General features: G+C 37.2%; 11 protein-coding genes. 3 read left to right on the forward strand and 8 right to left on the reverse strand.

From position 1 onward, the window contains the following. The first annotated feature begins 640 nt into the window (after window positions 1–640). Together KBP50_RS13160 and KBP50_RS13165 are read left to right on the forward strand one after the other, a co-directional pair. Window positions 641–880 carry a helix-turn-helix transcriptional regulator gene (locus KBP50_RS13160; protein ID WP_050352143.1) on the forward strand — a complete coding sequence of 80 codons (240 nt, stop codon included), beginning with the start codon at window positions 641–643 and terminating at the stop codon, window positions 878–880. Continuing rightward, complete coding sequence (locus KBP50_RS13165) at window positions 852–1,316, forward strand: hypothetical protein (protein WP_050352142.1); 465 nt, start codon at window positions 852–854, stop codon at window positions 1,314–1,316. The genes KBP50_RS13160 and KBP50_RS13165 overlap by 29 nt, the downstream gene beginning before the upstream one ends. A 264-nt stretch (window positions 1,317–1,580) precedes the next feature. On the opposite strand, the gene galT is transcribed toward KBP50_RS13165, so the two are convergent. From galT to KBP50_RS13200, 7 genes are all read right to left on the reverse strand, one after another. Continuing rightward, on the reverse strand, window positions 1,581–3,056 hold the full coding sequence (galT, locus tag KBP50_RS13170) for a UDP-glucose--hexose-1-phosphate uridylyltransferase (RefSeq protein ID WP_050352141.1): 1,476 nt from the start codon (window positions 3,054–3,056) through the stop codon (window positions 1,581–1,583). A gap of 98 nt (window positions 3,057–3,154) precedes the next feature. Next, a complete protein-coding gene (locus tag KBP50_RS13175) occupies window positions 3,155–4,081 on the reverse strand; it encodes an ROK family protein (protein WP_050352140.1) in 927 nt (308 codons plus the stop codon). A gap of 388 nt (window positions 4,082–4,469) precedes the next feature. Then, window positions 4,470–4,637, reverse strand: a complete 168-nt coding sequence (locus KBP50_RS13180; RefSeq protein WP_169770799.1) for a DUF6903 family protein — start codon at window positions 4,635–4,637, stop codon at window positions 4,470–4,472. Then, window positions 4,634–6,796, reverse strand: a complete 2,163-nt coding sequence (gene gnpA / locus KBP50_RS13185; protein WP_050353490.1) for a 1,3-beta-galactosyl-N-acetylhexosamine phosphorylase — start codon at window positions 6,794–6,796, stop codon at window positions 4,634–4,636. Before gnpA ends, KBP50_RS13180 begins: the two co-directional genes overlap by 4 nt. A gap of 9 nt (window positions 6,797–6,805) precedes the next feature. After that, a complete protein-coding gene (locus KBP50_RS13190) occupies window positions 6,806–7,687 on the reverse strand; it encodes a carbohydrate ABC transporter permease (RefSeq protein ID WP_050352139.1) in 882 nt (293 codons plus the stop codon). A gap of 17 nt (window positions 7,688–7,704) precedes the next feature. Further along, window positions 7,705–8,595, reverse strand: a complete 891-nt coding sequence (locus KBP50_RS13195) for a carbohydrate ABC transporter permease (RefSeq protein ID WP_050352138.1) — start codon at window positions 8,593–8,595, stop codon at window positions 7,705–7,707. Between the two features lie 406 nt (window positions 8,596–9,001). Next, window positions 9,002–10,351 carry a carbohydrate ABC transporter substrate-binding protein gene (locus tag KBP50_RS13200; RefSeq protein ID WP_050352137.1) on the reverse strand — a complete coding sequence of 450 codons (1,350 nt, stop codon included), beginning with the start codon at window positions 10,349–10,351 and terminating at the stop codon, window positions 9,002–9,004. 363 nt (window positions 10,352–10,714) lie between these two features. On the opposite strand from KBP50_RS13200, the gene KBP50_RS13205 reads away from it, so the two are divergent. Beyond that, the gene (locus KBP50_RS13205) at window positions 10,715–11,548 is read left to right on the forward strand and encodes an AraC family transcriptional regulator (protein ID WP_050352136.1); all 834 of its coding nucleotides are present in this window, start codon (window positions 10,715–10,717) and stop codon (window positions 11,546–11,548) included. 912 nt (window positions 11,549–12,460) lie between these two features. Here KBP50_RS13205 and KBP50_RS13210 read toward each other — a convergent pair. After that, entirely contained in the window at window positions 12,461–16,300 is a 3,840-nt protein-coding gene (locus tag KBP50_RS13210) for an endo-alpha-N-acetylgalactosaminidase family protein (RefSeq protein WP_050352135.1), read from the reverse strand. Window positions 16,301–16,503: the final 203 nt, after the last annotated feature.

Consider the following 16,503-nt stretch of genomic DNA (forward strand, 5'->3'; position numbering starts at 1 on the left):
AACAACAGTAATAGTTCGGAAAGCATTTTACGATAAAGGGAATCTTCAAGCAGTAGGTGTTTTCATTCATCCCCCACGGCTTGTTAGTGCCGTAATGGTATGACCTAAAGGCTTCTTACGAAATAGGGTGTAGGTGCTGTTATCTCCTACTTACACTTATTGCAGTACAGATTATCCAACTCCTCAAGTGGGAGTGTTACAGCAACTTATAGACGGGATAGCAGGTCTTAATTGCGGAACATTTATAAAATAACCACTCCATCATTCTCTAAAATGAACACGATGGTAAACCAATTTGAAGACTAGCAATGAGGACAAACACATGGATCCGTTTTATGCATTTTATATCTTCAATGTACACGATTACCTCTCATTTGAACATCCGTTATTCGTACCGTGAAAATTATCCTAGTACACAATATTTTCCCGATAGAAATAACTATTTTTTAAAACTTAATTATTTTATGGACACAGCAATGATGATCTAAAACCTCACTAAAGTTAAATCAGCTAAACAAAATGTTAGGTAAACTTGACATGCGCAAATGAAAATAATACACTCCTTATAGAAGCTTTTATGGAAAGAGCAAAAAAATGAGATGTAAGTAATGGAAGATGTCTAAGGAAGGAGCTGGCTTGATTGAAATTAGATAATCGTGTAAAGGAGTTGAGGGCACGGTTTAATTTAACACAAGAACAACTGGCGAGAAAAGTTGGCGTTACTCGACAGACCATTGCGGCTATTGAAAAAGGAGATTATGTTCCATCCTTATTTCTTGCCTTAAATATATGTAGAATTTTCTGCTTACCTATGGAAGAAACTTTTTGGCTACAGGAGGAGGAGAGAGACGATGAAAATGAAATCGATTTACTGGATTAGCATATTTGGATTATTGATAGCTGCTTGGGGGTTTATACCGCTTTATTCATTTGCAAGCCAAGTAGCAGACGTCGTTAAAAATGAGAGCACTCAAGCATTCGTAAATATTACACCAACTATTATCTTTTTATTGATTGCAACTGGATTCGGAATCTTACTATACCGGCACAATTCCAAAAAACATCAACATATATTTTTGAAATTATTTATGCCAGAAGAGTTTTCTGAACAGGATGAGCGAGAAAAAATAATTACAGCTAATGCTTGTCGTAAAGTTTACCTTTTCATGCCCTTTGTATTTGGCTTTATGCTCATTCTAATGTTTCTCTATCCATTCATAGATGACGTGATCCCATTCTATCCAATGTTGCTTCTGTTTGTTTACCCGATCGCGCAAATAACGATTTATTACTTATCCATACGCAAGCAATCATAAGCAAAATATAATGTGTTTTGAAAATGAATTACTCTCCTTTGGAAAACAAGTATCCCAAGGGAGAGCAACATACAGCTTCTATAAAACGTTTAGGGGGCGATTAAAAAGTTTGTTATTGAATTAACTTCATGCGCTTTACCGGTTTTTCTTTGGATAAACAAATAACCAATTGTACCAAACAACAACCGCTTATGCTGTTCAGATAACTGATTCGAGACTTTGACAATATCATTATCCATATCACGAAATAACTTCCTATATCCGTTAGCATAACACATGGATAAACCGTTTAAACGAACTGTTGTCCTTAAATACACCTGCATCCTGTAAAATCCGCACAAACTTATTTCCAACTTCTTTGCGCACAATTTGCCGTGCTTCTTCAGGTGTTCCTACGCCTGGGTACTGTTTCTTCAATTTTTCCGCCCAGTCTCTATGATAGGCTGCAACTTGTTGGTGTTCACCTAATAAATAGCTTTCTATATCAGCTAATTCTTGTTTTAATCGCGCAGGCAATACTGCTAGTCCCATCACCTCAATTAAGCCGATATTTTCCTTTTTAATATGATGCACATCTGCATGTGGATGGAAAATACCTTGTGGATACTGTTCTGTTGTCCGGTTATTCCGTAATACAAGATCCAACTCATACACGCCGTTACGTTTTCTCGCAATCGGTGTAATAGTATTATGTGGTGTTTGCTCTGTAAATGCTATAATATTCGCTGCTTCATCAGAATAACTTTTCCAGACTGCTAAGACCTCGTCTGCTGCGTCCACTAAATCAGATGTATGTTTTCCTTTTAACCGAATTACAGACAATGGCCAATGTAGCACGGCACAATGCAGTTGCGGATACTGATTCCAAGAAAATGAAAATGCCTCTTTAGCATTGGTCATTGTAAACTCATACCGCCCCGCTTGATAATGGTCGTGACTTAAGATCGATCCGCCCACAATCGGCAAGTCTGCATTAGACCCAATAAAATAATGCGGGAATTTTTCTGTAAAAGCTAACAGTCGTGCAAACGTTCGCTTATCGATTTTCATATTTCTGTGTTGTTCCGATAATAAAATGCTGTGTTCATTATAGTAAACGTACGGCGAATATTGAAAAAACCACATTTCATCGGCTAGAGGAACCCTTATCATTCGATGGTTTGCACGTGCGGGGTGGTCAATTCTTCCTGTATAGCCTTCATTCTCCACACATAATAGACATTTCGGATAGGTAATATCCTTGGATTTTTCTCGTTCTAATTTAATTTGTTCGGGGTCTTTTTCTGGCTTGGATAAATTAATAGTTATATCCATGGTTCCATAAGGCGTATCTGTTTTATAGCTAATGTTTTTCGCAATGCGGTTCATTTGAATATAATTACTATTCCTTGAAAGGGCGTAAAAATAATCTGTAGCCTTTACTGGTGATTGGTTGAATTTTTTATAAAAGACCTCATTTACTGTCGAAGGGCGTGCGACGAGACAATTCATAATACTAGCTGCCAGGATTTCCTTTTCGCTTAAAATATCGCGAATAACATCGTGTTCAATCGCATAGTCAATCAATTTATCTAATAGATTTGGTATGGGTATATCTTTTACCGGTACAGATTCATTCGGAAATGATTCCAAATGTAATAAACGCATGATCTGGTTTCGCGCATATACTTTATCTGCATATTCGATCATCTCAGCTGAGGTAGCTTGCTCGATAAGTCCTGTTAAATAGGAATAGATCATTCAAAATCCCCTCCTTGTAGAGGTTGTTCAAAAAGTATACTAAAATGTTTCCTTAACTTCTCAGTCTTATTTTTCTTACCCTTTTGAACAAACACTATTTAGGTTTTCTGTGACGTACATTTTACCAGCATACATGCTCTTAATCCTGCTCCGATAACACCTTGCACATTATTCAACTTGCTGATTTCCATACTATCTAAAATATGGCTTTGTTCAGCAAGCAAATATGTTTGGAGCTTCGCCTTTATAAGCTCTAATAGCCAAGGATTATGGATAGCAACACTGCCACCAAATATTATTTTGTGTGGATCTAACAAACTATGGACCATATAAACGCCTTGTGTCAGAACAGATACCATTTCTTTTATTAAATGTTGTGCCTCGTCATCTCCTGCCAAATAATTAGCAAAAATATCCTTCGTTAATACTTGATCATTTGCATAAACGTTACGTGCTTGCAGCTGCATAGCTGGACCAGAAGCAGCGCTTTCCAACCTTTGCAGCGGTTCATTACTCATTTTAGAATAAACAGGAACTAATCCCAATTCTCCAGCAAAGCCAGCACCACGGATATATTCACCTCCTTGAATAATGGAGCAGGAAATACCTGTACTAATCGTAATATACACGAGTAGCTCCTGTTTCGTCATAGCGGCTTTTTTCCACTCTGCAAATGCTGCCATATATACATCATTATCGATTACAATCCGTTCTATACCGACTGCTTTTTGTAGTCGATCGGTAAAAGGAAAATTGTCCCAGGGTAAATTATTCTGATAAACAGCAACTCCTCGCTCACGGTCTACCTTTCCTGGTAGACCTGCACCAATGCCATATATTTCTTCAATCGGAATGCTGGAATGGTTCATAAGCTGCTCTACACACCGAACAACGCTAGCAAACATTGCTTCTTTATCAGCAGGATCACTGCTAACTATTTCCTGTTGGATTAAATCACCATATTCATTTACAATTCCAGCAGCGACTTTTGTTCCTCCAATATCAATCCCAATGGCGTATTTCATCATTATCCTCACCTTTTCAACACTCTTTTAGCAAGTCAAAAACTATCCTTAACCTAGCTTAAAGTTTACCGTTTAAACAAAATATCGAACCAACGAGTGACTTCACTTTTTTCTATGCCTCAGTCTACTAAAATATAATGTCAAAAAAATCCTTCTACGCTCAAAAGCAGGCAAAGTCATGTCATTCTGGAGATGAATGAAACATTGTTGCACCCTTCATGTCGTACCAAACTTTGCTTGTAATTAATGCCATCTCCTACCATTTTGAACTTGGCGAAGTAGCGGTTTAAAGTTTTTTACCAATTCAACAGCGAGGAACGGTTGCTGCATAACTTTCTCATGTAGGCACTAGCGTGCAACTCTCTTTATCTGCTCTCTTTTTTTAGATTTACACAAATTTCCGGTTATAGTCCCAAAGTAAAAACAAGAGACCAGTTAGTCCAACAAGCTGCAAAAACAACTCCCACTTGCCAACCGTTTGCTGTCCGTAAAATATGAGAAATAGGCAAAAAAGAAAGAAAACAACCTTTGCACTTAATAAGATTTTATCCTTCATGAATAGTCCTCCCATACTATTTCACTTGCCTCTAACGTAACTTGACGTTTGTTTCCAGACCCATCATAAACATCAGTAATTTGCGTCTCTGTAGAGTTATTAATGATGGCATATTTTTTAATTTCTGGATAAGCATGTACTTCACAATGCACATTAGAAGCGAACCATTTTTTCATTTCTCCCTCTTTATGAGCAGCATAATACAAAGCTCGCAACAACAGTCTTGTATTCTCGTGACTATACGGTAAACCTGCAATATAAACGCCTCTACCCTTCCCAAAGGTTGAACTAGCTAGATGAACCCCACCATTCGAGTACTCGATAATTTCTGTTGCTTCGTTCAGAGCATAGATATGTTCCATACTTTCGCCAAAATCAAATGCTACTACATCTTCAGCAATAAAATGGTTCTCCGTTACTTCGGTAAAATATTTATTCGTCGATAAGCTAAAGCCCAATTCTTTATCAACTCCTAAAACATTAGCCAGTTGGAAATAGCGCCCTTCCTGATGATATGCAGTTGGTTCACCTATTCCAACGAATCCTCCACCTTGGTACACCCATTCTCGAAGGATAGAGGTTAATCTAACATCCTTCCATCTTTCTCCACCTGAAAATGCAGTACCTGCATCACCCGCATTAATAATAATATCCACATCATCTGGGACCCCGTTACCTATAACATCATCAAAGCTAATAAACGAGACATCCACAGCTGATCCACTAAGCGCTTCTAATACGCCCTGATAAGAATAAGCTTTTTTATACCATTTCCCATGAGCGACAATATGTGTTTGCCATGTTCGTAATTTACCCCACGCATTTAAGACAGCTACTTTTAATCCAATATATGGCTTGGTACCATGAATATTGTTATAAATCTCACGAAATTCATTAGTAACCTTTTCTACATAATCAACGAATTTAGGGAATTGATAAGCCAAGCTTAGATAGCCACCATAGCCGATTCGATCTAAAGGCTTGCGCATGAGTGCTCTGCGGGCTGTTAACCAATTTTCATTTGCCTCAATGACTGGGTCATTCCCCTCATAGAATGTGTCTGGGAAGAAATAGGGTAGAAATCTTCCTTCTGTATATTTCACACCAGGAATTTCGGCAATAATCCGCAGCGTTGTGCCATCTCCGACACTTCCAACGACTGCGTCCATTCCTATACTTGAAAAATAGTTGCCATAAGGCTCTGTTCCAATCCAATTATCTCCTAAAAACATCATTGCTTCTTTATTATGATCATGGACGATATCGACTAATTCCTTTACTTCCTTAGCAACAAACTGCTGGATAAAATCAATGTAATCCAAGTAAGCTTGGGAAGGAACACGGAAGGTCGTATTGTAATAGCCTTTGTCCACAATATCTTCCGGCCTTAGACGATAGCCCTTTTCCTTTGCGAAGGCTTCTAAGGCTGCAACGGAAACACTTGCACCATAGCCGAACCAATCAACGAATTTTTCTTTTCCTAAATCATTGAAAATAAGCGTAAAATGATAGAAAAACGTAGTGAAACGAACAACATCTGTGTCCGGGTTTTCCTTTAACCATTGCTGCAAATATTCTTTCACATACTTGTTAGAGTGAGGTTGACGAACGTCAAACGGGATATCATGTGGCGTATCTCCCCAATCATTCGTGATGTGATTATACATCTGAGTCGGATCCCACTTCATATAAGCTAGGAAAGAAACGGTATATTCGTGCCACGGAAGAACTTGTTTAATGATTACGCTATTTTTTTCTTCATTTACTTGCCAATGATCAGGAGAAACGACCTCCCCAGTTGACCGGTCTATTACTTCCCACCACACCTTTGGATCATGCATATAATCAGGCTCGATTTGCTCCTCAAAATAGCCTTTCAGAAATGGAATTTCCAAAGTGGTTTCCGTTGCCGTGTAAAATTGCGACATTAAATATAACTGTTGCATTTCCTCTAGGTGCTGCTTGGCAAAATCATTATGGTTCCGTGCTACAAAATACGTGGTATAAATCTTTGCATCCAATTGTTTTATCTCATCATCCAGCTTCGTCCCATCACTATCCCGGATTGCATCTGCCCCCCAACGCTCCATCAATTCCTTCGTTTCTTGTAAAAAATTTTGCTGACTTGGTAATGTTACTCTTCCTGTTGATTTTTTCACTTTTGACACCTATCCTTTCACTCCGCCAACTGTCATTCCTTGTGTTAAACGTTTCTGCACCATAATATATAAAATTAATGTAGGAAGCATGACGATTACCATACCTGCATACATTGGTCCATAGTTAACTGCTGAACGCTCAGCAGCCATCAAATTCAACAAGCCTACTGGCAATGTTTGATTGCTTGCTGGCATTAACGTCAATGCTAATATATATTCATTCCAAAACAATAAAAAATTAAATAAGATGACGATCACGATACTAGGTGCTGCCATCGGAAACATAACGGAAAACATCGTCCGATAATAGCCTGCACCATCGATGCTTGCTGCTTCTTCAAAATCAGCTGGAAGCGTTTTGAAATAGCTGGATAATAAATAAATCGTAAACGGTAAAGCGGTTGAAGCATAAATCAATGCCAACATAAACCTGTTATTTAGTAACAGATCATTTCCTAACATAGCTTTTAAACCCGTATCCCAGTCTAACAGCATTAAGAAAATCGGCACCGCAATATAACTAACATTAATGAACAATCCTGCTTTGACGATAGAATTAATCAAACGATTTCCTCTAAACTCGAATCTGGATAACGCATAGGATGCTGGTAAAGCTACTAGTAATAAAATGAGTAAAGCCATTGCTGTAACGAGTACCGAATTTAATAAGTACTCACCCATTTGCGCTTCTTGAAAAGCTTCGACAAAGTTGGCAAGATGAATTCCTTCTGGAAGTGACCAAGGACTGCCATAAAACTCTTTATTTTGCTTAATCGATGCTAAAAACACCCATGCGACTGGAACAATAATCGAGACTGCCAATGTTATTAATGCAACATAGATAAATACCCTCATTAGCCCATCCAGACTAATTTTTTTTGAGTTTTTCATTGTCCATTCGAACCTCCTTAATACTCTAATACATCTCGTTTCGTTATCCTGCTGACAATCGATGCTAACAAGAAGGAGAACAGAAATACAATAACCCCTATAGCCATTCCGTAACCAAACGTAGAGTTGCCATATGCCTGATCATACATGTACGAAAGAAATACTTCTGTTGAACCATCAGGTCCTCCGCCGGTCATGGCTTTCACTAGCAAAAAGCTTAAATTAATCGTACTAATAATAAAGAAGGTTAGCGTTGTTCGAATGTTGTTCCAAACTAAAGGTAAGGTAATACTGGTAAACTGTTTGATTTTACTCGCTCCTTCTAACGAAGCTGCTTCGTAAAAACTTGGCGGGATAGCCGCCATACTTGACATATACATCACCATATAATATCCGATCGCTTGCCAAACTAAAGCTGCAGCCAAGCTATAAATTACAATTTTTTGATCCCCTAACCACATTTGCTGGAGATTTTCCAGGCTAAATATATCTAAAACACTATTTAATAGACCGCCGGACGGATCATAGACTGCTGAAAAAATCCCTGCAATAACAACAATTGATAAAATATTAGGGATGTAAAAAATGATCCTGAAAAAATTTCCGCCCTTTACGTTTTCTTTGGTTAAAATGGCTGCAAAAAAAACGGCAAACGCAAAGGTCACAATAGCTACGACGACGATAAGAAAAATAGAGTTTTGAAAGGAACGAATAAACGTCATATCATTCCAAAGCAATTTAAAATTATCGAAGCCAACAAATTGCTGCGTGTTGGAAAATCCGCCCCAACTATAAAGCGACATACGAAAAACTTCAAATGTTGGCATAAACATGAAGACGATTAATAAAATTAGCGCCGGCGCAACGCAGACACCAATAAATACCTGACGTGATTTCGATTTGCTCATTTTCTCACCTCTCTCCAATACAAAACTATGAAAGTATGGTTAATCATATTTCGACATTAACATTACAACTATCACAAGCAGAACGCAGATTTTTTAGTGTGTTATTTTCCACTATAGAAAACAGTTCTTATCAGCATTTTTAACTATTTCTAAAGAGGTAGCTCTATTTCAGTAATACGCTATCTCCAAAATAGTATTAGCTTTGTTTATAACGTTGTGTACATTGAAATGAACCAATACGGGCAACCCCTCCCTATAATGCTGTCATTCTTAACACATTGATGCTGAGGAAGAAGGGCTGCCCATGATTACTCTAAATAACTGCTCGTTTTCTTTGTTACGAAGTGAGCGAGTATGCTTTATATCTGCTCACCGTTTTCATAAATTCACATACAATGGAATGCTGTTAATTCATAGCTGGTCTTAACTTGTCACTTACTTCTTCCATTTTCTTCTGCCAATCTTTATACGTCATATCACCACTTATAACACTGTCAATACTTCCGTATAATGTGTCACCCATATTTGCACCAGGAACTGGTTTCGTTGATGCAAAAGTTCCCATTGCTGGAAGTACGCCTTCAGCATCATAAATGCTGTAGAAAGTTTGTTTTTGACCGCTTAATTTTTCCGTGATGTCTTTAATTGGCTGTACAGCTCCAGCTTCTAAGAACGTATCCGCTGCTTCATCGGAATACATATACGCGATAAACTCTTTTGCTGCTCCTTTATTTTCTGCTTCTTTTGGAATCCAAATTTGTTCAAAGAAAGTAAATGCATAGCGGTTGCCACCATCTTCAAATGCCGGAATCGAAGCCATTCCCCATGCAAAGTTTTCTGCTCTTGGAGCTTCTTTCATCTCATCGACAACCCAGTTACCATTTGGCATAAACAAAGCTTTATTGTCTAACACAAGCTGCTGATTTTTGGTGAAATCATTTGGATTTGCATTTGCTACTGTATTTGGATGCACATATTCTGCCAATTTTTCAACCGTTTCTAATACTTGTGTCGCTTCTTTAGATTCCCAAATGCCATCTTCATATGTCATAGCCGAACTATAAAAATCAGTTCCACCAGCAGCATACAACATCGAACCGATTAATGTATCAAAATAGTTACTTGTTGGATACGTGAATAAGGCAATACCTTCTTCTTTAGCCTTATCTCCTAATTCCCACATTTCATCCCATGTTTTTGGAACTTCCCAGCCTTTTTCTTCAAATAGACCTGCATTGTAGAATAAACCTGTAGGGCTGTAGAACATAGGAGCTAAATAAGTTTCTCCATCTGCATAAGGATTTGTAGCAAGTGTGTCTGTAAAGCCTTCTAATAATTTTTCATTTACAGTAGTCTCTTCTCCAGGTACTTGCATATCTAATACGTCGGTGATGTTTTCTACTCCATCTTCTTTAATTAAAGTTTCTGTTAGAGCTTCTTCTCTGTTTGTAGCTAACAATAACACATCTGGATAGTCCCCAGCCTGCATATTTGGTCGTACCACTTCTTCCAGATTCTTTTCGATTTGTAATTCAACTGTTACATCTGGATTTACTTTTTCATAGGATTGGACAATGTTTTCCCACATTTCTTTACCATAAGCAGATTCTAACGCTGCTACATGTAAGGTTGTTTTTTCGCCGCTGTCTTCTTTAGCCTCTGACTTATCTCCTGCTTGATCCTTATTTGAACACGCCGTCAAAGTAAAAATAACGAAAATAATGGAAACAGTTAATAAAAACTTCATTCTTTTCATAATTGAAGCCCCCTGTTTTAAGTTAGTTTTCTTGCTTATCTTTATCGTACAGATATTAAAACGCTTTCACAATAAACATGTTGTCTACTTTTTTAGGTTTGTTGCTTTTTATAAGTGACTCCTATAAAATCACGGTAGCAGATGAATATATGTAAACAACAAGGATGAATCGCCTTATTACTAACGCTTGCTTTAACACGAGGCGGAAAATCGATTACACATACTGAAACATTTCTTTTATGACAATGAAGATTTTCCAAAATAAACCCCTTACAAAATTTTTAAAAATGGTGTTCAATAGTAATGGAAACACTTGTTTACTATTTCACGTAAAATACTTCTCTAGAAAGGAGGTAGAAAAGAGTGTCATATGAAGTCTATCAAATCAAAGATTCCAAGCATGAAAAGCCACCATTTAAACTTCTATATATTACGCATTCCAAATACGATAAAGGCTGGCATAGTACACAGCATACGCATCATTTTTCCGAGCTGTTCTATATTGTGAAAGGGAAAGGCTCATTTGTACTTGTTGATCAAGAGATTCCGATTAAAGAAAATGATTTAGTCATTATCAATCCAAACGTCGAGCATACGGAGAAATCCAACTTGCATGATTCACTTGAATATATTGCTTTAGGAATAGAAGGCCTATTCTTTAGCAGTGCGGATAAGAGAAACCATCTAGGATTGTATCGTTTTCAAGTGGATCGAAACAATATCCTGTTTTATTTAAACAGGCTATTAGAAGAGATACAGTTATCTAAAGAAAACTATGAAATTATTTGCCAAAACATTATAGAAATCATGATTATTAAACTTCAAAGAGACAAAAAGCTTACTATTAATCAAACAGCGTCGCCGAACATTAATAAAGCTTCCGCATTTATTATGTATTATATTAACCAGAATTATCGCGATAGCATAACATTGGATAAGCTGGCTGAGGTCGGGCATATAAATAAATATTATTTAGCACACACATTTAAAAAGGATATGGGAATATCCCCAATAGAATATTTAAACCGTGTGCGAATTAAAGAAGCAAAGCTTATGTTAGAAACGACAGATTATTCTATTGCTCATATTGCTGCCTTCACTGGCTTTTCATCGCAGTCTTTTTTTACGCAAGCGTTCAAACGGTTAACGTCGCAGACCCCATCGAAATATCGGAAAGAAATGAGAGCGAATTCATAATTGGATGATGGATACTTCCCAATTAACAAAAAACAAAAAAGAATAGATTAAAAGGGGGCACTCTTGCTGGTCTCAAACACCAACGTACATGCTGCTTTATAATGGTGGTTCAATAGTTTAAGCGGACTTTTCAAAGAAACAGCTAAAGCTATTGAACCTTACTCTTTTGAGTGATACCGGCAGCACGTTACTATTCCTACCGAAATTACCTAACCTATTCCAAATCTTATTCTTTAGGAGCTTGAGGTCTTAACATCTTATGTAATGGAGTAACTTTTTTTAAAAAGCGATATCTTATGATTTTTCTAATCCTTCAATTAATCAATTAGAACTCTACATTTTCACATTCAATCTTTCTCATTGTTAAGTAAGTACCAGAGGACGTTTATAACTTGTTAAACATAAGCACATTTAAACGTCCTCTATACTAAGTAGTCATTTAAATATATTGGGTAAATTTACCACAACTATATTATTGTCATTCATTTTCACAGAGTACATTGACTATTATGCATATTATTTTATAATGTATTTGTAAAAAAGACATAAGCATAAAGTGAATTTCCAATCTATGGGGCGTTCCTCACGAATTGTTAGTACCCATCAGGGTGTAGCTAAGGTTCCTAAAAGAATCTCGAGCATTTAGTTGCTATTATCTCCCTCTTCGACTTATTCCAGTATAGATTATCCCACTCTTTAAGTGGGAGCTTAGCACCATATATAGGGATAAAATAGAAAAACCGCATAAAAGGTGGTTACCCCGAAAGTTAGCGTGAAAATGTCTATCTTTCGGGGGGAAACCACTGAAGAAACTTTGATTTCATGCGGTTCATTATTTTTATTGTTTAAATAGATATTTTTCGCCAGATCATACAGTTATTCTTTTGTCATGAATAACTACTTCATTTATCTCTATTCCCCTACAGTTTCAATTCGTAAATTATCCAGCATAAATGTACCTTCTTCAGTATCACCATTTAATGATGTACCGTCATTAAAAATCCCGATATACGTTTGGTGATTATCTGACCCTTTCACGGTAAAGGTTACTGTTTTTGTATCGGTTGCTGACGATAATTTTTCATTTACTTGAAGCCCCTCGACTTGACTGATGTCACGAACATCAATCGCCTCATTACCAGAGATAAATCGATAAGAATGTGCTGTTGTTTGATAATCAAACGTCACTTTATACGTTTTTCCAGCTTCAAAATGAAAGTTTTGTGGTATGGTACGATAGACGAGACCATTATTACCAGTATTCACTTTCAGCGACCCATTTCCAGCTAGCACATCATCGACAACCTTTTTGCCTGCCCAGCCCTTTTGCGTATATGGAGCATGGAGTTGGGATAGATGCACACGATTATCTTCTACCCCTTCTGTATTACCTACGACAAATGGGTAAATCCCTTGGACAACTGATTCGAAATCTTGCTCAAATATGGTTGCAGATGGGCGGTTATCCAAGCTTTTTTGGACAATGCGAATATCATCAAATTTCGTAATTCCTTCTCCAGCTTCTTGGCTTAAGATCAATTTCGCAGATGATTTTTTCGCTGTAAATGCTACTTGCATGCGCTGCATTTTACTATTGTATCCATCATTAGTCGCATGAGAATCAGCTTTCACATAGTTCTTCTGCAAGCTCCGATACGTATAATTAGACGCTGCTTGCTTACTGCCTTCAATTTGAATACCCGCTTTTACATCACTATTATTTTCTACATAAACTTCTGCAACGTAATCTTTACCAGGTTGCAAATCAATGATTTTTTTCGTTACTTGGGAATCTTTTTTTGGATCGGTAAATTGTAAATAATAATCACCACTACTAAGATTACGTCCACTACCCATTTGCTGTGTACGCTTCACATCAACAGCCTTTTTATCGCCATAAATCTGCGTATGTTTACTTTTTAATGATCCTGAATTAAAGGTTGTATCACTAACATGTGCAGCTTCACTCCACTCTTTAACTTGAACACCTTTTGTTTGCTTTGCCTCAAGAACATACGGCGTTGCTGGCTCAGCGTTTAATGTGATCGTATTATTTTTAACTTGGATCTTTTGCTTTTTCGCTCTGCCTTGATCGGTTAATTTATAAGCATATATCTTAGAAGCATGCTTATATTCATCTGGCAGCTTCCACGTCGTTTTACCTCCTTCCAAATTCCAATGATACAATTTCTTTGAATCTGGTGTCAGAGTTTCGAAATCTTGCTCTATCCAAGGCAATAGATATGTGTGACCATCCAAAACAACTTGACCGTTAAGCGTAATAATTCGTTCTCTGGAGTTGTCCTTTCTCGTTACTTTTACTATATCGCCGTTGCTAGGATCATTTAAAGTAATTTCTTTTTCTAAGTTCGTTTTTGTAGGATCGCCATTTGTCGTTTCCCAGTTCGTTACATAGTATTTTTGTAAAAATTTAGTCGGAACGTTTGTATCAAATGTCATTTTAATGAATTGGTCAAAGTTTTTATCGGATTGCCATCCTTCAAAGCCAGCTAGTTCAAAGCCACCAAGCAATGGATGATCTGCTGTTCCACCAGCTTCTGGCCAATTCAATACCCACGAATCCTTTTGATGGTTGCTAATAAACCGAAGCACTTCTGAATTAATCCCTTTATCAGTTGATCCACCGTAATTTTTATCAGTAGCCCAATGCTGCCAGGTTGAATAATTGGCAATAGATGTTCCAAATTCTGTCGTCATTCTCCAGCCTCGATCGGCAAATTGCTCAGCTACTCGATTTGATTCCCATTGATCCTGATACCATACATCCAAATAAATAAAATCTAAATTTGGTACATTTTCTTTAAGTTCATCTAAGCGCTTCGCTCGTGAACCGGTGTATAGATCTTTTAATTTATCAATCGTGTATGACTGATCTAACCAGCCCCACCCTTTTGCATCTGGTCCATTAATGAGTGCTTCACTGAACGATTTTGCTTCAGGATAAGCTTCTTGGGCATTAATATGCACTCCAAAATCAGCATTGTAATTCTTTCCTTCTTTGATAAGTGTGTTGATATCTTTTACACCACCCATCTTTTCTCCAACATCGCCGTAATCTGGATGGCCGCTATCATGTCCTTCGTTGGCATAGCCTTTTAATAAAACTGCTTGTCCTAGCCCATCCGTTGCTAATGCAACTTTTTTCACATTATCCAATGTTTTTAAAAAAGGCTGTTGAGCGTGAGAGCCGAAATTCATCGCAATTCTGGTTCCTACTGTATTATTAACCGTTTCAGCACCTTCTACCTCGGGAAGTAAATCTCGGTATTCAATCGCTGCATCCTCCCAGTTAACTTCATTATCTCCATTGATATTTTCTGCGATGACCACTTTAACTGTTGGCGTATTAGAAGAAGGTTGCTTCATAAAGTCGCGATGGTAATATAAAGTATTTGAACCAATTCCCACTACCTTGTTACCGTTCTCATTTTCATAGTGACGTGCGATAAGATTTCGATAACCATTCACTTCTGAGCTCGACCATACGCCTGCACTAAGTTCATTAGTGGACAAAAATGCAGTGTAGTATCGAGCCTTCGATCCAATACCTTTCATTGCAGAGTCTACTTTTACAGTAACATCTCCTGACTTTGTTACATCACTGCTTAAATTGGTTAGCTTTGCCTCTGCGTCTTTTTGTGTATCATTTACAGAAATAAAATTTAAATCGGCAAATTCTATTGTTTCAACATTGACATCTGTTTTGGAATCCACTTCCTGTACTTGATAAATAACTTGATTATCGTCTACTTTTAATGAGAGTTTCATCTTAACGTCAATATCCTCATATGCATCTTGTACATGAAGTGAATAAATGGCTTCATTATTACTTACCTTTTCAAACTGCACTTCTGGATAGTAAAGCATGCTATTTATCTTTAATCCATATACAGGTGTTTCTTGCCCATGCATGATTTTTCCGTCTACGTCATATTTGACCACTCGAGGATATACCTCATCTACAAATACATTCATATAGTCTGAGCGTAACGTTTCTAATACAGGTTCTTCACTCGGTGGCTTTGGCGGCATATATTCTTGAATTTTTACATTTGATATCGTTATATTTGCCTCACCACGACTTTTTTCAAAACCTAGTAAACCTGGAGAATCTACGCCTTCTGGTTGTACCCAGGAACCTATTTTTTCACCATTGATATATAAACTTGCTGTATCATCGATAAATTTAACACGAAGTTTATATGCTTTATTCGCTTTCAATGGTAAGCTGCTTGTCATAGAAGTCCATTTGTTAGCTGGACCGAACACTTCACCAAAATACTGATCATTGTCATCTCCAGTCCCAACATACGTATAAGCAGAAGCATCTTGAACCCGATAGATAAAGCCAAAACGTTTTAAGTCTGTATCGGCTGTAATATCTGCCTCAAAAATACCGTCCTTTATTGTAGGCATATTATCATAGACAATTTTGTTTTTTTGGTATGATGTTACACCGTACGTTACAGATCCATCACTGTTATACGTAAGCGTTCCATCTCCTTGCAAAACTTCAAAATCCCCTTCTTCTAGCTTTGTATCTGTAATCTCAACTGCTTCAGCTTCCCGATCAACATCAGATGATTTGTTAGTTTCTTCAGCCTTTTCATCTGTTCCTGTATCCAATTTTTGAGCCATAACGCTAGATGGATAAATACCTGTTAACCCTGCAAATCCCAACATCAACACAGTAAGAAAAATAACTAGTTCCTTTTGCAAACTTTTACCCAAAATAACCAACCTCCTTCAAGTGTCTATGCTGTGTACTAGTACTAAGTTAAGCCTATTCTTAATAAAACGCTTACACAATAGGAATGTTGTTTGATTTTTTATAAATATTGTTTTTATCTGAAAAAACTAAGATTAAAGAACTAGCATATAATCCCTTCCAGTCCAAAAGGATTATATGGATTGTTGCTAATATTTACTGCTAG

Origin of the sequence: Virgibacillus pantothenticus (assembly GCF_018075365.1) — a bacterium.
GTDB classification, from domain to species: domain Bacteria; phylum Bacillota; class Bacilli; order Bacillales; family Amphibacillaceae; genus Virgibacillus; species Virgibacillus pantothenticus.